This window comes from Bradyrhizobium sp. AZCC 2176 (assembly GCF_036924645.1).
Classification (GTDB): domain Bacteria; phylum Pseudomonadota; class Alphaproteobacteria; order Rhizobiales; family Xanthobacteraceae; genus Bradyrhizobium.
Window position 1 is genome coordinate 2,543,070 of sequence record NZ_JAZHRX010000001.1, and the last position, 16,350, is coordinate 2,559,419.

The 16,350-nt window shown below is 64.1% G+C and carries 17 protein-coding genes; 7 read left to right on the forward strand and 10 right to left on the reverse strand.

Annotated features, from left to right (window positions below):
- Positions 1–61: 61 nt before the first annotated feature.
- From hslU to hslV, 4 genes are read right to left on the reverse strand one after another with little or no spacing between them, the layout of a single operon-like run.
- Positions 62–1,363 carry an ATP-dependent protease ATPase subunit HslU gene (gene hslU / locus V1288_RS11735; RefSeq protein ID WP_334357189.1) on the reverse strand — a complete coding sequence of 434 codons (1,302 nt, stop codon included), beginning with the start codon at positions 1,361–1,363 and terminating at the stop codon, positions 62–64.
- Between the two features lie 51 nt (positions 1,364–1,414).
- Positions 1,415–2,026 carry a DUF2585 domain-containing protein gene (locus tag V1288_RS11740; protein WP_334357190.1) on the reverse strand — a complete coding sequence of 204 codons (612 nt, stop codon included), beginning with the start codon at positions 2,024–2,026 and terminating at the stop codon, positions 1,415–1,417.
- Positions 2,023–2,508, reverse strand: a complete 486-nt coding sequence (locus V1288_RS11745; protein WP_334357191.1) for a GNAT family N-acetyltransferase — start codon at positions 2,506–2,508, stop codon at positions 2,023–2,025. Before V1288_RS11745 ends, V1288_RS11740 begins: the two co-directional genes overlap by 4 nt.
- A 15-nt stretch (positions 2,509–2,523) precedes the next feature.
- Complete coding sequence (hslV, locus tag V1288_RS11750; RefSeq protein WP_334357192.1) at positions 2,524–3,075, reverse strand: ATP-dependent protease subunit HslV; 552 nt, start codon at positions 3,073–3,075, stop codon at positions 2,524–2,526.
- Positions 3,076–3,267: 192 nt separating this feature from the next.
- Between hslV and hisB the strand changes: the two genes are divergently transcribed.
- From hisB to coaA, 7 genes are all read left to right on the forward strand, one after another.
- Positions 3,268–3,861, forward strand: a complete 594-nt coding sequence (gene hisB, locus V1288_RS11755) for an imidazoleglycerol-phosphate dehydratase HisB (RefSeq protein ID WP_334357193.1) — start codon at positions 3,268–3,270, stop codon at positions 3,859–3,861.
- 39 nt (positions 3,862–3,900) lie between these two features.
- Positions 3,901–4,434 (forward strand): DUF2628 domain-containing protein, encoded by a 534-nt coding sequence (locus tag V1288_RS11760; protein ID WP_334357194.1) that lies wholly within the window; start codon positions 3,901–3,903, stop codon positions 4,432–4,434.
- A complete protein-coding gene (gene hisH, locus V1288_RS11765) occupies positions 4,431–5,081 on the forward strand; it encodes an imidazole glycerol phosphate synthase subunit HisH (RefSeq protein WP_334357195.1) in 651 nt (216 codons plus the stop codon). The genes V1288_RS11760 and hisH overlap by 4 nt, the downstream gene beginning before the upstream one ends.
- Entirely contained in the window at positions 5,069–5,818 is a 750-nt protein-coding gene (gene hisA / locus V1288_RS11770; RefSeq protein WP_334357196.1) for a 1-(5-phosphoribosyl)-5-[(5-phosphoribosylamino)methylideneamino]imidazole-4-carboxamide isomerase, read from the forward strand. Before hisH ends, hisA begins: the two co-directional genes overlap by 13 nt.
- 10 nt (positions 5,819–5,828) lie before the next feature.
- On the forward strand, positions 5,829–6,605 hold the full coding sequence (gene hisF / locus V1288_RS11775) for an imidazole glycerol phosphate synthase subunit HisF (protein ID WP_334357197.1): 777 nt from the start codon (positions 5,829–5,831) through the stop codon (positions 6,603–6,605).
- An 83-nt stretch (positions 6,606–6,688) separates the two neighbouring features.
- Positions 6,689–7,012: a phosphoribosyl-ATP diphosphatase gene (locus V1288_RS11780; RefSeq protein WP_334357198.1), complete on the forward strand. Its 324-nt coding sequence runs from the start codon at positions 6,689–6,691 to the stop codon at positions 7,010–7,012.
- A gap of 15 nt (positions 7,013–7,027) precedes the next feature.
- Positions 7,028–7,984: a type I pantothenate kinase gene (gene coaA, locus V1288_RS11785; RefSeq protein WP_334357199.1), complete on the forward strand. Its 957-nt coding sequence runs from the start codon at positions 7,028–7,030 to the stop codon at positions 7,982–7,984.
- A 116-nt stretch (positions 7,985–8,100) separates the two neighbouring features.
- On the opposite strand, the gene V1288_RS11790 is transcribed toward coaA, so the two are convergent.
- The 6 genes from V1288_RS11790 to V1288_RS11815 form a co-directional block, all read right to left on the reverse strand.
- Positions 8,101–10,335, reverse strand: a complete 2,235-nt coding sequence (locus V1288_RS11790) for a PAS domain-containing hybrid sensor histidine kinase/response regulator (protein ID WP_334357200.1) — start codon at positions 10,333–10,335, stop codon at positions 8,101–8,103.
- Between the two features lie 230 nt (positions 10,336–10,565).
- Positions 10,566–11,033: a hypothetical protein gene (locus V1288_RS11795; RefSeq protein ID WP_334357201.1), complete on the reverse strand. Its 468-nt coding sequence runs from the start codon at positions 11,031–11,033 to the stop codon at positions 10,566–10,568.
- A gap of 713 nt (positions 11,034–11,746) precedes the next feature.
- Positions 11,747–13,285 carry a YifB family Mg chelatase-like AAA ATPase gene (locus tag V1288_RS11800; RefSeq protein WP_334357202.1) on the reverse strand — a complete coding sequence of 513 codons (1,539 nt, stop codon included), beginning with the start codon at positions 13,283–13,285 and terminating at the stop codon, positions 11,747–11,749.
- Positions 13,286–13,388: 103 nt separating this feature from the next.
- Positions 13,389–13,700 (reverse strand): hypothetical protein, encoded by a 312-nt coding sequence (locus tag V1288_RS11805; RefSeq protein ID WP_334357203.1) that lies wholly within the window; start codon positions 13,698–13,700, stop codon positions 13,389–13,391.
- A gap of 560 nt (positions 13,701–14,260) precedes the next feature.
- The gene (locus tag V1288_RS11810) at positions 14,261–15,244 is read right to left on the reverse strand and encodes an MBL fold metallo-hydrolase (protein ID WP_334357204.1); all 984 of its coding nucleotides are present in this window, start codon (positions 15,242–15,244) and stop codon (positions 14,261–14,263) included.
- A 250-nt stretch (positions 15,245–15,494) separates the two neighbouring features.
- Complete coding sequence (locus tag V1288_RS11815; RefSeq protein WP_334357205.1) at positions 15,495–16,295, reverse strand: hypothetical protein; 801 nt, start codon at positions 16,293–16,295, stop codon at positions 15,495–15,497.
- Positions 16,296–16,350: the final 55 nt, after the last annotated feature.

Below are 16,350 nucleotides of genomic sequence, written 5' to 3' on the forward strand. Positions count from 1 at the left end.
ATTTGTTGTGGCTATGGGTCCCTGCTTTCCGCAGGGACGACGAGAGATGGGAGCCGTTTTCCTACAAAATGAACCGGCTCAAATCCGCGTTCTTGGCGAGGTCGCCGACATGCGTCTGCACGTAATCGGCATCGACCTTGATGGTCTCGCCATGACGGTCCGGCGCGGCAAACGAAATCTCGTCGAGCACGCGCTCCATCACCGTCTGCAGCCGCCGCGCGCCGATGTTCTCGACCGTCGAATTGACAGCGACGGCGATGTCGGCCAGCGCGTCGATGGCGCCGTCGGTGATATCGAGCGTCACGCCTTCGGTGTGCATCAGCGCGACGTATTGCTTGATCAGCGACGCCTCCGGCTCGGTCAGGATGCGCCGCATGTCGTCGCGGGTCAGCGCTTCCAGCTCGACGCGGATCGGCAGGCGGCCCTGCAGTTCCGGCAGCAGGTCCGAGGGTTTTGCGATATGAAACGCGCCCGAAGCGATGAACAGGACGTGGTCGGTCTTCACCGCCCCGTGCTTGGTCGTGACGGTGGTGCCTTCGATCAGCGGCAGCAGGTCGCGCTGCACGCCCTCGCGTGAGACGTCGCCGCCGAGGCGGTTTTCGCGCACGCAGATCTTGTCGATCTCGTCGAGGAACACGATGCCGTTGTTCTCGACCGCCGCGATCGCTTCCAGCACGAGCTGATCATTGTCGAGCAGCTTGTCGGATTCCTCGTTGACCAGGATTTCGTGCGAGCCCTCGACCGTCAGGCGGCGGGTCTTGGTCCGCCCGCCGAGCTTGCCGAAGATGTCGCCGATCGAAATCGCGCCCATCTGCGCGCCGGGCATGCCCGGGATCTCGAACATCGGCATGCCGCCGGAGGATTGTGTCTCGATCTCGATTTCCTTGTCGTTGAGTTCGCCGGCGCGCAGCTTCTTGCGGAAGGAATCGCGGGTCGCCGGGCTCGACGCGGGTCCGACCAGCGCGTCCAGCACGCGCTCCTCAGCGGCGAGCTGCGCGCGGGCCTGCACGTCCTTGCGCTTGCGCTCGCGGACCTGGATGATCGCCACCTCGACGAGGTCGCGGATGATCTGCTCGACGTCGCGGCCGACATAGCCGACCTCGGTGAATTTGGTGGCTTCGACCTTGATGAAGGGTGCTCCGGCGAGCTTCGCCAGCCGCCGCGCGATCTCGGTCTTGCCGACGCCGGTCGGCCCGATCATCAGGATGTTCTTCGGCAGCACCTCTTCGCGAAGCGAGCCGGTGAGCTGCAGCCGCCGCCAGCGGTTGCGCAGCGCAATCGATACCGCGCGCTTGGCGTCGGCCTGGCCGACAATGAAGCGGTCGAGTTCAGAGACGATTTCACGGGGAGAAAAGTCGGTCATGTGTCCTAGGTAGGCGTCCAATGTTGCGAGAGCAAGCCGGGGACGGAGCCGTTAGATGATCGGCGGCCCGCCCTGCCATAGCTTGATTGCCTCGAGGGGGTGAATCAGCATGATAATGTTGAGCGTCAGATTGTCGCGAATGTGGAGCGCCATCACGAGCTCGAACAGCAGTGCAAGCGCCACGGTGACGGCCACCGGAAGCTTTTTTGCCAGCAGGAAGCCCCCGATCATCGCGACCGAGTCGGAGATCGAATTGACGATGGTATCGCCGAAATAATCCAGCGAGATCGTTCCCGCACGGTAACGATTGATGATCCAGTCGGAATTCTCGACCAGTTCCCAGCCGCCCTCCACCAGCATGGCAAGAATCAGGCGGCCCTGCCAGCCGAGGCGAGGGAAGGCGAGGAAGGCTGCGCCATAAAACAGGATGCCGTGCAGGATGTGCGACAGCGTATACCAGTCGACGATGTGCTGCGAATTTTCCGAACTCTGCACCACGCCGTGCCAGAGCTTGACATAACCGCAGGCGCAGATCGGCAGGCGCCCCATCCCATACAGGATCGCAGCCTGAGCGGCGAGGATACCGGCCGCGATCGACAGCCAGTGCCAGCCTGAAAGCGTGCGGGTAACCGGCGCCTTGTCGATACTGCTGGTGGAGGTCATGGGTTGCGGACCATCAAGAGGGCGGGGCCATCGGGCGTATCGACCATACCAGACTTTTCAAAGCCCGCTTTCTGATAAGCGCGAATAGCACGGGCATTGGCCGGATCGGGATCGGTGACAATGCGCGGCGCGCCATTCCGCAGGCGCTCGTCGACGAAGGCACGAATGAGCGCCGAACCATGGCCGCGCTCGATCATGTCGGGCTCGCCGACGAACAGGTCGATGCCGCGGGTGCCGCACGGATGTTCGCCAAAGCCCGAATTCCACGCGGTCAGGTCGTAGCACTGCAGATAGGCGAAATCGCGGCTTCCCGCCGAGACGATGAACTGATCCATCGCGGGTTCATCGAGGTCGCCGCTGACCAGATCATATTGCTCGGACGGATCGCCCCACCATTCCCGGACGTGGGGCCGTGCGAGCCATTGCCGGATCAGCGGCAGGTCGGCTGTAGTCATTGGGCGGAAGGCATAATCCGTCGCCATGATCGACGAGCTTTCTCAGAGCGTTTCGATCGTGACGTTGCGGTTGGTGTAGACGCAGATGTCGGCGGCGATATCGAGCGCGCGGCGCACGATGGTCTCGGCATCCTTGTCGGTGTCGACCAGCGCCCGGGCTGCTGCCAGGGCGTAATTGCCGCCGGAGCCGATCGCCATCACGCCCGCTTCCGGCTCCAGCACGTCGCCGGTGCCGGTCAGGACCAGCGAAACGTCCCTGTCGGCAACGATCATCATCGCCTCCAGCCGGCGCAGATAGCGGTCGGTCCGCCAGTCCTTGGCGAGCTCGACCGCCGCCCGGGTCAATTGCCCCGGATACTGCTCGAGCTTGTTTTCCAGCCGCTCGAACAGGGTAAAGGCGTCGGCAGTTGCCCCGGCAAAGCCGCCGATGACGTCGCCCTTGCCGATTTTGCGGACCTTTTTGGCATTGGCCTTGATGACAGTCTGGCCGATCGAGACCTGGCCGTCGCCACCGATTACCACCTTGCCGCCCTTGCGAACCGTCAAAATCGTGGTGCCGTGCCAGATCGGCAGGTTGTTTTCAGATGCTTGCATGAATTGCCCTCGTTCCCATCAGATTTAGGGGCTGGCGGGGAGGGTTACAATCGCGGGATTCAGCGGCGATTTTGATCACCATAGGCCGAAGTTCAGCCTCCAAAAGCGTCATCCCGCAGTAGCGAAGGCGACATCCGCCTGTTAAAAGGGCCGCGTTTTCGGCCCCCAAGCGGCCCAAGGGAAGCAGATTTCATGCGCACGGCGTCCATCAAGCGCAAGACCAAGGAAACCGACATTGAGGTCGCGGTGAACCTCGACGGGTCAGGCGTGTCCAAGGTTTCGACCGGTATCGGCTTTTTCGACCATATGCTCGATCTGCTGGCCCGGCATTCCCGCATCGACATCACCGTGAAGGCCGATGGCGACCTCCATGTCGACCACCACCACACCACCGAGGACGTCGGCATCGCGCTGGGGCAGGCCGTGAAACAGGCGCTCGGGACCATGGCCGGCATCACCCGCTATGCCTCGATCCACATGCCGATGGACGAGACGCTGTCGCGTGTGGTGATCGACATTTCCGGCCGGCCGGTGCTGGTGTTCAAGGTCGATTTTCCGCGCGACAAGGTCGGTCAGTTCGATACCGAGCTGGTGCGCGAATGGTTCAACGCCTTCACCATTAACGCCGGCGTGACTTTGCACGTCGAGACCCTATATGGCGAGAACAGCCATCATATCGCCGAATCCTGTTTTAAGGGTCTGGCGAGGGCGCTTCGTGCCGCGGTTGCGATCGACCCCCGCAACGCAGGCGAAGTGCCTTCCACCAAGGGTCAGCTCGGCGGCTGATTTCTTGTTCGCGTTTTTGGTTCGCGGCGGAGAGGTTCGATGCCGGTCTACACAGTGCATGCTCCCGTAGCCAACGGCGCCGATCTTGCGGCGACCGACAAGTTTGTCTTTGTCCGTGACGGTTTCCATTTCTGGGCTGCGGTTGCGAGCGCGATCTGGCTGTTGTGGCATCGGCTGTGGCTGGCCCTGATCGGCTGGATCGTTCTGATGATCGCCATCCAGTTCGGGATGTCGGCGCTGGGCGCCAGCCGCGGCACGATCTTCATGGTCGACGCCCTGATTGCGATCCTGATGGGCTTCGAAGCGGCAAGCCTGCGGCGCTGGACGCTGTCGCGGCGCAAGTGGCGCCTGCTCGACATCGTGGTAGCCGACGACGAGGAAGCTGCCGAACACCGGTTCTTCGAACGCTGGACCGGCCGGCAGCGCGGGCTCACCATCGACCAATATGCGGTCGATCGCGGCGGGCCGCCGCCGACCCGCAACATTCCGGGCCAGTCGTTCTCCAAACCGCCGCCGCCATTGCCGCAAGGCGGGATCATCGGCCTGTTTCCGGAACCGGGAGGGCCGCGATGAGCGTTGCGATCGTCGATTACGGCTCGGGCAATCTTCACTCGGCGGCAAAGGCCTTCGAGCGGGCCTCGCGGAGCATGGAAGATCCGCAGAAGGTCATAGTGACGCGCGATCCCGAAGCCGTGTACCGCGCTGACCGCATCGTGCTGCCCGGCGTCGGCGCCTTCGCCGATTGCCGCCGCGGCCTCGACGCGGTGGACGGCATGCTGGAAGCGATGACGGAAGCCGTACGCGTCAAGGCGCGGCCGTTCTTCGGCATCTGCGTCGGCATGCAGTTGATGGCCACCCGCGGCAAGGAGCACGTCGTAACCGAGGGCTTCAACTGGATCGCAGGCGACGTCGAGAAAATTTCGCCGCGCGAGGAGAACCTGAAAATTCCGCACATGGGCTGGAATACGCTCGACATGATCCGCGAGCACCCGGTGCTGGAGCGGCTGCTGCTCGGGCCGAAGGGACGCCATGCCTATTTCGTGCACTCCTATCACCTCAATGCCTCCAACGAGGCCGACGTGCTGGCGCGCGCCGATTACGGCGGGCCGGTGACGGCGATCGTGGGCAAGGACACCGCGATCGGCACGCAGTTTCACCCCGAGAAGAGCCAACGCTTCGGCCTGGCCCTGATCTCGAATTTCCTGAAGTGGAAGCCGTGATACTCTTTCCCGCCGTCGACCTGAAAAACGGCCAGTGCGTGCGCCTCGAACAGGGCGACATGGCGCGCGTGACCGTATTCAACCTCGATCCCGCGGCGCAGGCGCGGTCCTTCGCCGAGCAGGGATTCGAATATCTGCACGTCGTCGATCTCGACGGCGCCTTTGCCGGCAAGCCGATGAACGCGCTGGCGGTCGAGGCGATGCTCAAGGCCGTCACCATGCCGGTGCAGCTCGGCGGCGGCATTCGCGATCTCAAAACCGTCGAAGCCTGGCTCGACAAGGGCATCGCCCGCGTCATCATCGGCACCGCTGCGGTGCGCGATCCGGAATTGGTGAAGAGCGCCGCGAAAAAATTTCCCGGCCGTGTCGCGGTCGGCCTCGACGCCCGCGATGGCAAGGTCGCGGTGGAAGGCTGGGCCGAGACCTCGCAGGTAACCGCGCTCGAAATCGCGCAGCGGTTCGAGGATGCCGGCGTTGCCGCCATCATCTTCACCGACATCGCGCGCGACGGCCTGCTGAAGGGTCTTAACCTCGATGCGACGATTGCGCTGGCCGAGCGCATCTCTATCCCCGTCATTGCGTCCGGCGGGTTTGCATCCATTGAGGACGTCAAGGCGCTGCTGCAGCCGCGCGCCAAAAAGCTCGCCGGCGCCATTGCCGGCCGTGCGCTCTATGACGGCCGGCTCGATCCCGCCGCCGCGCTGACACTGATCCGCAACGCGCGCGCCGCGGCCTAGGAGTTTTGCGATGTTCAAGGTTCGCGTCATCCCCTGTCTCGACGTCAAGGACGGAAGGGTGGTCAAGGGCGTCAACTTCGTCGATCTGCGCGATGCCGGCGATCCCGTCGAGGCCGCGATTGCGTACGACGCCGCCGGCGCCGACGAATTGTGCTTCCTCGACATCACCGCGACTCACGAGAATCGCGGCACCATGCTGGACGTCGTCCGCCGCACGGCGGAGGCCTGCTTCATGCCGCTGACGGTCGGCGGTGGCGTGCGCACCATCGATGACATCAGGACGCTGCTGCGGTACGGGGCCGACAAGGTCTCGATCAACTCCGCGGCCGTCTCCAACCGCGAATTCGTCAAGCAGTCGGCCGAAAAATTCGGCGAGCAGTGCATCGTGGTCGCGATCGACGCCAAGCGGGTCAAGCGCGCCGGCGGCGGTGAGCGCTGGGAGATCTTCACCCATGGCGGGCGCAACTCTACCGGGATCGACGCCATCGAATACGCGCAGGAAGTTGTCTCGCTCGGCGCCGGCGAAATCCTGCTGACCTCGATGGACCGCGACGGCACAAGGCAGGGGTTCGATCTGCCGCTGACGCAAGCCATCGCCGACAGTGTCCCCGTACCGGTCATCGCCTCCGGCGGTGTCGGCAATCTCGACCACCTCGTCGACGGCATCCGCCACGGCCACGCCACCGCGGTGCTGGCGGCCTCGATATTCCACTTCGGCGAATTTACCATACGCCAAGCCAAGGAGCACATGGTGCGCGCCGGGCTGCCGATGCGGCTCGATCCCTGACGACTCGCCGTCACAAAAGTGCTAAGTCCCTCTCTGGGGCGGCGCCTTGGTCTTCGGCCGGGCGCGAGTGTTGAGTTCGGTTGATGTCGCGTTTCACGATCCATGATCTGGCCGCTACCATCGATGCACGGGCCGCATCGGGAGGCGAGGCGTCCTATACCCGCAAACTGCTCGACAAGGGCGCGGAGCACTGCGCCAAGAAGCTGGGCGAGGAAGCGGTCGAGACCGTGATCGCGGCCGTCGAGGACGATCGGGACCATCTGATCGCCGAAAGCGCCGACCTGCTGTTTCACCTGCTGGTGCTTTTGAAGGCGCGCGGCATCAAGCTCGAAGAGGTCGAGGCCGCGCTGGCGCAGCGGACGTCGATGTCCGGGCTCGAGGAAAAGGCGTCGCGCAAGCGCGACTAGCCGAAGGGGCAGTTCATGGATATCCGGACCACCGAACAGCAATACAATCCCTACCGCATCTTCACCCGCGAGCAGTGGGCGCGGTTGCGCGACGATACGCCGATGACGCTGGAGCCGGGTGAGTTCGAGCGGCTGCGTTCGATGCACGATCGCCTCGACATGCAGGAGGTCGAGGACATCTACCTGCCGCTGTCGCGGCTGTTGTCGATCTATGTCGACGCCATGCATCGCCTCTACCAGGCGCAGCGCCAGTTCCTCGGCATCCGCGACCGCAAGGTGCCCTATATCATCGGCGTCGCCGGGTCGGTCGCGGTCGGCAAATCGACCACCGCGCGCGTGCTGCAGGCACTCCTGGCGCGCTGGTCGCCGCGGCCCAAGGTGGACCTGGTGACGACCGACGGTTTTCTGTTTCCCAATGCCGTGCTGGAGCGGCAGGGGCTGATGCAGAAAAAGGGCTTTCCGGAGAGCTACGACCTGCCGATGCTGCTGTCGTTCCTCTCCGACATCAAGGCCGGCCGCCGGCCGGTGCGCGCGCCGGTATATTCCCATCTGGTCTACGACATCGTGCCGAACCAGTGGATCGAGGTCGATCGCCCCGACATCCTGATCGTCGAGGGCGTCAACGTGCTGCAGACCGGCCGCCTGCCGCGCGACGGCAAGGCGGTGCCCGTGGTGTCCGACTTCTTCGACTTCTCGGTTTATATCGACGCCGAGGAGCCGGTGCTGCGCGAATGGTATGTGCGGCGCTTCCTTGCGCTGCGGGACACCGCGTTCCACGATCCCAAATCGTACTTCCATCGCTACGCGGTGCTTTCGGACGAGGAGGCCACGGCGACCGCGATCGCGATCTGGGAGCGCACCAACCTCGCCAATCTCGAAGACAATATTTTGCCGACCCGGCCGCGCGCGACCCTGATCCTGAAAAAGCGCGCCGACCACCTGGTCGAGACGGTCGCGCTGCGGCGGCTGTAGTCGCCGTCGAAGTTCGTAGGGTGGGCAAAGGCGCAACGCGCCGTGCCCACCGTTTCTTGCTTGTAGCTCATGGTGGGCACGCTTCGCTTTGCCCACCCTACAAGTCCTTCAATACTTCACGCCGCGATGTGCCGTGACGCGACGAGTCCGGCGAGGGCCTCGGCGAGTTTTTCGCGATCGAGCGGCTTGATCAAAAATCCGTCCATGCCGGCTTCGAAGCAGGCGTAGCGGTCTTCTACCAGCGTGTTGGCGGTGAGTGCGAGGATCGGCGTCCGGCCGCCCGGCTCGCCGGCCTCGAGGCTGCGAATCCGCTTGGTGGTTTCGATGCCGTTGAGCTGCGGCATCTGGATGTCCATCAGGACGAGGTCATAGGGGGTACCTGCGGATTTCGCCGACAGCCAGGACTCCAGCGCCTCGGCGCCGTCGGTGGTGATGACGGTGTCATGGCCGAGGCGGCCGAGCAGCGAGCGGATCAACAGCGCATTGATCTGATTGTCCTCGGCAACCAGGATCGACAGGCCCCTGGCCGAGGGCGCGGCAGGCGTCTCGATCGTGTCGATGCCTGGCTCCAGGCTCGGCGCGGTAACTTCCGGCGCAGTCGTCAGGCGGGCCGCGAGCGACGCTGCGCGCAGCGGCTTGACCAGATAGCCGGTGAGGACGGAGGTGGCGGACGGCTGCAATTCCTGCCGCGTCGCCGGCGTGAACATCACGATGCGCTGGGTGGCATGCAGGCGCGCGGCCTCACCGAGCCGTTCGATATCGGAAAGCCCCAGCGCGTGATCGATCAGCACGGCGTGCCAGGGCCGCTCGGGCAGCAGCGCTTCCGCGACATCGACGTCCGATACCATGCAGGCCTGCCCGCCCCAGCGCTGCAGCCGCCGCGCGGTCAGCGAGGCCTCGATGCTCTGCGGCGAAATCAGCATGATCGACTGGCCGGAGAGATCCGGCGCGGTGAAGGAGATTTGTTCGCCATCGGCGGCGGCGAGCGGGATCGACACTTCGAATGTCGAGCCCGCGCCCGGCTGGCTCTCCAGCGTGATGCGGCCGCCCATGCGCTTGACGATGCGGTCGGAGATGCTCAGGCCGAGCCCGGTGCCGCCATAGCTGCGCGCGATCTTGTCGTCGGCCTGTTCGAACTCGCGGAAGATCCGCTCGCGCGCCTCGGGCGCGATGCCGATGCCGGTGTCGCGCACCAGGAAACTGATTTCATTGGGCCAGATGCCGGGTTCGACGATCAGCGCGACGCCACCGGTCGAGGTGAACTTGATCGCATTGCCGGCGAGATTGAGCAGCACCTGCCGCAACCGCGCCGCGTCGCCGATCACGTGCGTCGGCAGCCGCTCATCGACATAGGCGGCGATCTCGATTTTCTTGGCCTCCGCGCGCGGCGCCAGCAATTCGGTGATGTCCTCGATCATGCCCGACAAGGCAAACGGGCGATGTTCGAGATCGATCTTGCCGGCTTCGATCTTGGAATAATCCAGCAGTTCCTCGATCAGCGAGAGCAGCGCCTCGCCGGAAGTCTTCACCGCCTTGACATAGGTCGTCTGTTCCGGCGTCAGCGGCGTATCCATCAACAGCCCGCTCATGCCGATAATGCCGTTGAGCGGCGTGCGGATTTCATGGCTCGCCATCGCGAGGAAGCGCGATTTGGCGCGGCTTGCCGCATCGGCCTGATCGCGAGCCTCCGTCAGGGCGCGCTCGCTTTCGGTGCGATCGGTGACGTCGCGGCCGACGCTCTGCATTTCCGCCGGTCCCCCGGCGTCGTTGCGCACGAGACCCTCGCGCCACGCGATCCAGCGCGGCCCGAGCGGACCTGAGATCTGCTGGTCGTGAACGCGGGTGCCGTTCGGTTCGAGCGCGGTGTCGCCCTGTTCGAGGACTTCAAGCGCGAAGCCGGTGCCGATCAGCGCCTCGCGCGGCATCTGCGCGAGTTCGCAGTAGGCATCGTTGGCATAGGTGATGCGGCTCTCGGCGTCGCGCAGCACGATCAGGTCGCCCTGCGATTCGAACAGGCGGCGGGTGCGCTGCTCGGCTTCCTGCAATTCCCAGTTCCGGTCGGCCAGCGCTTCATTATGCAGCGCGACCTTGCGCATTTTCTTGCGCATCAGGCGAAGCCGGACGCTGAACGTGGCCAGTGCGACGCAGGCGATCGCAAACAGGAAGGCGACGCCGATCGCAAAGGCGTGCGGGTCGTAGCCGGAATTTTCCGTCTTGGCTCCGGCAATGAATCCATAGGCGCTGCCGAACACGGTCGAGAAGATCATGAAGGAGCGAACCGTGAAGGTCAGCCAGGGATGCCGGCGGCCGAAACGGCGAAAGCGAAGTTTGATCCGGAAAGTCCGCTCCATCGCCAATGACCCTGAGCTTGCTGCCTGAACTGAACCGGCCTGCTTCGCCGCTTCTCTGGGGCAGACGATGCGGCGCCGACGTTGCAAAGTGCTTGAGGCTCCCAGCGCGTAACGGCCGCGATGAGAACAGGGTAAATGAAGCGTTAATCGAGCATGGTCCGGAAAAGTGGAAGCCGGTTTTCCCTCGCGACAAACGCGGAATGCGCTTGCGCGAAGACCATGCTCAAACCTTACAGTAGCGCCGCTTCGACGCGATGGCGCTCGCCGCGGGCGCCGACGATCAGGGCGGCGGCATCGAGCAGCGAAAAGCTGTTCGATGACACGAAGATCCGGTAATCGGCCGGGCCGTCCCGGGAAAGATAGATCACGGGATCGGAGCCGGAAGGATTGCGGGAGATCGCGATCAGCCGCGGCGGTGCGTGGCTCCGGCAGGCGCCGGCCTCCGTCGTATCGATATCGTCGATCACGGTGAAGTCGGCCGCTTCCGCGTTGTCGGAAATCTGGACCCGCACCGTCGCGCGGGAGGGATCGCTGGTGAAGCTGACGTGCCGGTGCGCCTGCCAGGACAAGGCGGCGATCTGGACCGACGTGCCTGCGATCTCGATGCAGGCCTTGGGCCCCGCCAAAAACTCGCCGCGCGCGAACAGGGCGACAATCGCCAGCGGAACCACCGAGGCCAGGATCTTCAAACGCAACATGGCACGCTACTCGCTCACCATAAGCCCACGACATGGGGCTTATGGTTGGCAGAGCGTAAAGGAAACTAGTTACCGGCGTGTTGACGCCGGTTGTTTTTGTGCGACTCGGCATCTTCATCGCGAGTGAGGCGGGCTACGAACGAATACGACTTCGCGATCTCGCGGCGCAGTGCGCCCGAGGTTTGCATTTCGTTTGCCCTCTCTGAGAACAAGGGCGCAGGGAAGACCGGGTGCTTGCTGCACCCGCGGTCTCGCGTGCGATTTGCGCAAACAAAACTGCACACGAGCATACAGGGCAGCGGGAGCATTCCGGCCTTCCCTGCGCAATGGCTTTACGGCTTACTTCGTGCTCTTCCCGGAGAACGGCTCTGTTGCCTCCGTCGCCAGCGGGATACTTCCCGCCAACTTAGCGCCAGCACCGCGGCGCCCGAACCACACGACTTCGCCGTACGCTTCCGGCGCGTACGTCTATCGCGCCCTCAGCGTCCACCGCATCTCACCGCACGTTCGTGACGATCGCGAGCCGCCCCTCAATCGGGTGAGACGGGCGGAGTTATGCGACTGATTTGCCCGATGACGGAAGCGGAATATTTTTGCGCGAAGGGCTGGACGACCCAAATCACGTTGATGCGTCGGGCAAATTTAGCCGGAGCGCGCAGCGCCTAGAGCATGATCCGGAGAAGTGGGTGCCGGCTTTCCGGAAAGATCACGTTCTAGGCCGCCCTTCTTAAATCCTCCGCCAGCGCGCGATACGAAAGCGCCTCCGCCAGATGCAGCCGGCCGATCTTTTCCGCGCCGTCGAGATCGGCAAGCGTGCGGGCGACGCGGAGCACGCGGTGATAGCCGCGGGCGGTGAGCTTCATGGTTTCGGCGGCGTCGCGCAGCAGTTTTTGTCCTTGCGCATCCGGCTGCGCGATCGTTTCCAGGAGAGACGCCGGCGCTTCGGCGTTGGTGCGGATCTGCGGCAGGCCGGCAGCCGCATAGCGCGCGAGCTGGAGATCGCGGGCGGCGGCCACGCGGGCGGCGACTTCCGCGGAGCCTTCGGAAGGCGGCGGCAGGATCAGGTCGGCGGCGGTCACCGCCGGCACCTCGATGCGCAAATCGATGCGGTCCATCAGCGGGCCCGAGATGCGCATCTGATAATCCGACGTGCAGCGGTCGACCGGTGCGCGCTTGCAGGAATAGCCGGGATCATAGGCATGGCCGCAGCGGCAGGGATTCATCGCCGCGACCAGCATGAAGCGCGCCGGATAGGTGACGCGGTGATTGGCGCGGGACACCGAGACCTCGCCATTCTCCAGCGGCTGGCGCAGCGAATCGAGCACGCGCGCATCGAACTCCGGCAATTCGTCGAGGAATAATACGCCCTGGTGTGCGAGCGAGATTTCGCCGGGCTTTGCGCGCATGCCGCCGCCGGTCAGCGCGGCCATGCTGGCGGAATGATGGGGGCTGCGGAACGGCCGCCGTGCCGTCAGCGCGCCGTCGCGGATTTCTCCGGCGACGGAGGCAATCATCGAGACTTCCAGCAGTTCGGATGGCGACAGCGGCGGCAGGATCGAGGGCAGCCGCGCGGCCAGCATCGACTTGCCGGCGCCGGGCGAGCCGATCATCAAAAGGTGATGCCCGCCGGCCGCGGCGATCTCGAGCGCGCGTTTGGCGCTTTCCTGGCCCTTGATGTCACGCAGGTCGAGATGCGTCGCTTCCGGCTCGTGCACCTTCGGCTGCGGGCGCGACAGCACCTGCGTGCCTTTGAAATGGTTGGCGATCTGGATCAGCGACTTTGCCGCGACGATCTGGATATCGGGGCTTGCCCAGGCGGCTTCCGTTCCACATGCCGCCGGACAGATCAGCCCTTCCTCGCGCGCATTCGCCCCGATCGCTGCCGGCAGCACGCCCGCTACGGGCGCGATCGAGCCATCGAGCCCGAGCTCGCCGAGCACGGTAAAGCCGTTCAGCGCATCCGGCGGGATCGCGCCGATCGCGGCCATCAGGCCAAGCGCGATCGGCAGATCGTAATGGCTACCTTCCTTCGGCAGATCGGCCGGCGCGAGATTGACGGTGATCCGCCGCGCCGGCAGCGCCAGTCCCGAGGCGATCAGCGCCGAGCGCACCCGCTCGCGCGCCTCCGACACTGCCTTGTCTGGAAGACCCACGATCGCAAACGCCGGCAAGCCGGGCGCGACCTGCACCTGCACGTCGACCGCGCGGGCCTCGATCCCCTCAAAGGCTACGGTAGAAACCCGCGCAACCATGCCTGCCCCTTGTTCCGCAATCGAGGGTAGCGGGGAACCTTGGGGAAAGTCAAGAACATTACGGGAACACATCGCCTGCTAGAGTCACAACCAAGAGAATTCCTCAATTCAGCTTCCCCGCTGCGATCGCCGCCGCGCTGCCTTGCGGCTGCTCCAGCATCTTCAATGCCGCGTCGAGGCCGTTGCGCAGATTGGCGGCGGCGTTCGCCGTGCAGCGGATGCGGCCGGAGGAGATGAATTTGACCTCCGTCGATCCGTCCGGCTTCGGCACCAGAATGCGGGTCGCCAGCTCGACCTCGACCGAGCCGTTCATGGTGCCGTAGGCGCCGACGATGTCGAAATAGACCAGCGGAGTCGCGGCCCCGGTGTCCTCGTAAATCAGGTCGGACGGCTTGGCGGGCGGTTGGTCGGTCAATGGGCTTCTCAGGGATCGCATCGGTCATGATTCGCTGATCAAGACTTACGCCAAACGGAGTTCGGTCCCTAGCGCCGCAAGGTGGCTTCTGCAACGGCCAAACCGGCCGCCGGATCGCCGAGGCATTGACGCTTCATCCTCGCCTAGCGTTCCGTCCGCATATACGGGTTCTGCTCTGACACAAGCTTCAGTGCCGGATCATCGGCGAGAACGCGCGCCTGCGGGGTCTCCGCAAGCCTCGCGTTGTGCGGGTGACCCCACAAGCTCCACACCCCCAATCCCACGATGAGCATGCCAGCGCCAATAGCTACGAAGTCTTTGGTCATATGCTGGGCCTCCATACCGGCTGCCAAGCTGTCGAGATTCGGGCTGCCTTGTTCGGGCAGCACACAGGATCGCGACCAGTCTCATAATGCTCTCTCGCTCATGCAAAACAAATTTCGGCGATCCGCGGTTGTTCCCAAGGCAGGCCCTTTCAAGTGGCGCACATGAGCGCTTCCGGCAGCGCATTGCCGATGGGGGACCAGCCCTGTCGACCGGCCCCCCGGGACGTCGGGTCTCTAGAGCTGCATGTTCATCGGCTCGGGATAATAATGGAATCCCTCGCCGGTCTTGGCGACGTGGCCGTAGCCGGGCCAGGCGAAGTGATAGGACATCACCGGAATCTTCTGGGCGGCCAGCATGTCCAGCATTTTCACCCGCGAGGAGGCCGCCTGCTTCGGATCGGTGTCGTAGGAGAATTCCATCCGCGGCTTCTCCAAAAGCAGCACGGCGTGGTGCGAGAGGTCGCCGAGGAAGCAGAAGGATTTGCCCTTCGAACTCACCATGAAGATGGTGTGACCCACGGTGTGGCCGGGGGCTGAGAGCGCGGTGACGCCGGGCAAAAACTCCTGGTTGTCCTTGATGAACACAATGCGGTCGCGCACCGGCATCAGGTTCTTGCGGGCGTGAAGGATGAAGTCCTTCAGCGGGCTGCCGAGCTTGCCTTCATCGGTCCAGAAATCGAAATCGCTCTGGGCGATATAGACTTGCGCGTTCGGGAACAGCGGCTTGTCGTCGGCGCCGACGAGGCCGCCGATGTGATCGATATGCGCGTGCGAGCACACCACGGCGTCGATATCGGAGGCCTTGATTCCGGCAGCCGCCATGTTCTTCTGCTGCTGGCCGGTGGTCGGGCCGAACGCCTTTAAGGTGCCCATGCCGGTGTCGAACAGGATCAGCTTGTCGCCGGTGTTCACGATCGGCGAGTTCTGCTCCAGCACGACATTGTCGGGGTTGAGGAAATTGTCCGACAGCATCTTCTTCACTTCCTCCTTCGGCACGCCGGTGAAGGTGCCGGAGGGATCGCCGAGCGGCAGCGGGCCGTCGGAGACGACGGTCACTTCGGCGTCGCCGAGGACGAAGCGGTGCCAATAGGGCGTCTGCGTGCCGAGTTTTGGCGCCTTGGCCAGCGCGCTGCCGCCGAGCATCGTTGAGGCACCAAGACCCACACCGAGTCCTGCGCCGAGCGCAAGCAAAGACCGTCGCGAAAGATTCGTCGTCATGCGTCTTCCTCCACTGATTTTTATAAATTGCAGTACATGCCCGGACGGATTGATCCGTGACTACAGGCTGCGCCCGCTCCCCGAAATTGGCAAGTGGGAGGAGACGGCAGAGGTGTGATGCGAAAACGCGGGTGCGCGTGGCGTATTTCGCGCCGCGCTTCTTCTCGATGGTATCCCGGAGCGCACGGCGCTCTGCATCGCGTCGAGGCGATGTTGCAGGACAAGGTTTCGTTGATCACCGCATCGACGGCTACCAATCGTCGTACATCCACTCCCGTGGGTAGTATCGAGGCCGTGCTCGCGCCTGCGGCGGAGGCGTCCGCTCGGGCTTGCGCAACGTCGGAGCCGGCTGCGCCGGAGGCGGCGGCGCCTTGGCCTGGCTCTGCTCGGAAACCTTCGCGAGCACGCGCTTTACCTCTTCCTGGCTCGCCTTGAGCTCCGCAATGGCCTTTGAATTGTCACTGGCCATTTGCTGCTGGTTCGCCTTGAGCTGTTCGATGTTTCGCTCCAGATTCGCGAGGTCGCGCGCCATCGTTTGCAGCAACTGTGTGTGATCGGGAAGCGCTGCGGGTGCTGTCGGCGCGACGTCTTGCGGTGCGGCCTGAGCCAAGGGTGTTGGTTGCGGCGGTGTTGGTTGCGGTGGCGTTGATTCCGCCGCGGCTACTTGAAAGGTAGATGGAGCGGGTTGTGCGGGAGGCGGCAGATTTTCCGGCGGTAATGATGGCGTTGAAACGAGCTGCGGCGCAACCGGCATAGGCCCGCCGCCATACGACGATTGCAAAACCAGGGCAGCGACAACGATGCCCGCCGCCAGCAGCAAGCCCACGGAGGTCTGGAGCGCCGGCCTTCCTCCTGATGGTGGTTGCGGGCCAGCTCCAGCCGAACGTGGACGCGCGTCATCTTGCTCCATTTTTGCAAGCTGTTCAGTCAGCCGCGTGAGCTGTTCATCCGCGTGCTTGATCTGTTCGTGGGCGTGCGCCAGCCGCTCGTCGGTGCCCGCGATGGGGGCACCGTGGGGTCCAGTTTCTTTCGGGTCAGGTGTGGAGTTCATTGGCGTTTCCCTTTTCCGTCCAATGTCATCCGAAGGCGGCCGGTCGATCATCCGT

Excerpts from the sequence above, each read along its gene's own strand:
- hslU (WP_334357189.1), bottom strand. The coding sequence starts at position 1,363 with ATGACCGACTTTTCTCCCCGTGAAATCGTCTCTGAACTCGACCGCTTC.
- V1288_RS11740 (WP_334357190.1), bottom strand. The coding sequence starts at position 2,026 with ATGACCTCCACCAGCAGTATCGACAAGGCGCCGGTTACCCGCACGCTT.
- V1288_RS11745 (WP_334357191.1), bottom strand. The coding sequence starts at position 2,508 with ATGGCGACGGATTATGCCTTCCGCCCAATGACTACAGCCGACCTGCCG.
- hslV (WP_334357192.1), bottom strand. The coding sequence starts at position 3,075 with ATGCAAGCATCTGAAAACAACCTGCCGATCTGGCACGGCACCACGATT.
- hisB (WP_334357193.1), top strand. The coding sequence starts at position 3,268 with ATGCGCACGGCGTCCATCAAGCGCAAGACCAAGGAAACCGACATTGAG.
- V1288_RS11760 (WP_334357194.1), top strand. The coding sequence starts at position 3,901 with ATGCCGGTCTACACAGTGCATGCTCCCGTAGCCAACGGCGCCGATCTT.
- hisH (WP_334357195.1), top strand. The coding sequence starts at position 4,431 with ATGAGCGTTGCGATCGTCGATTACGGCTCGGGCAATCTTCACTCGGCG.
- hisF (WP_334357197.1), top strand. The coding sequence starts at position 5,829 with ATGTTCAAGGTTCGCGTCATCCCCTGTCTCGACGTCAAGGACGGAAGG.
- V1288_RS11780 (WP_334357198.1), top strand. The coding sequence starts at position 6,689 with ATGTCGCGTTTCACGATCCATGATCTGGCCGCTACCATCGATGCACGG.
- coaA (WP_334357199.1), top strand. The coding sequence starts at position 7,028 with ATGGATATCCGGACCACCGAACAGCAATACAATCCCTACCGCATCTTC.
- V1288_RS11790 (WP_334357200.1), bottom strand. The coding sequence starts at position 10,335 with ATGGAGCGGACTTTCCGGATCAAACTTCGCTTTCGCCGTTTCGGCCGC.
- V1288_RS11795 (WP_334357201.1), bottom strand. The coding sequence starts at position 11,033 with ATGTTGCGTTTGAAGATCCTGGCCTCGGTGGTTCCGCTGGCGATTGTC.
- V1288_RS11800 (WP_334357202.1), bottom strand. The coding sequence starts at position 13,285 with ATGGTTGCGCGGGTTTCTACCGTAGCCTTTGAGGGGATCGAGGCCCGC.
- V1288_RS11810 (WP_334357204.1), bottom strand. The coding sequence starts at position 15,244 with ATGACGACGAATCTTTCGCGACGGTCTTTGCTTGCGCTCGGCGCAGGA.
- V1288_RS11815 (WP_334357205.1), bottom strand. The coding sequence starts at position 16,295 with ATGAACTCCACACCTGACCCGAAAGAAACTGGACCCCACGGTGCCCCC.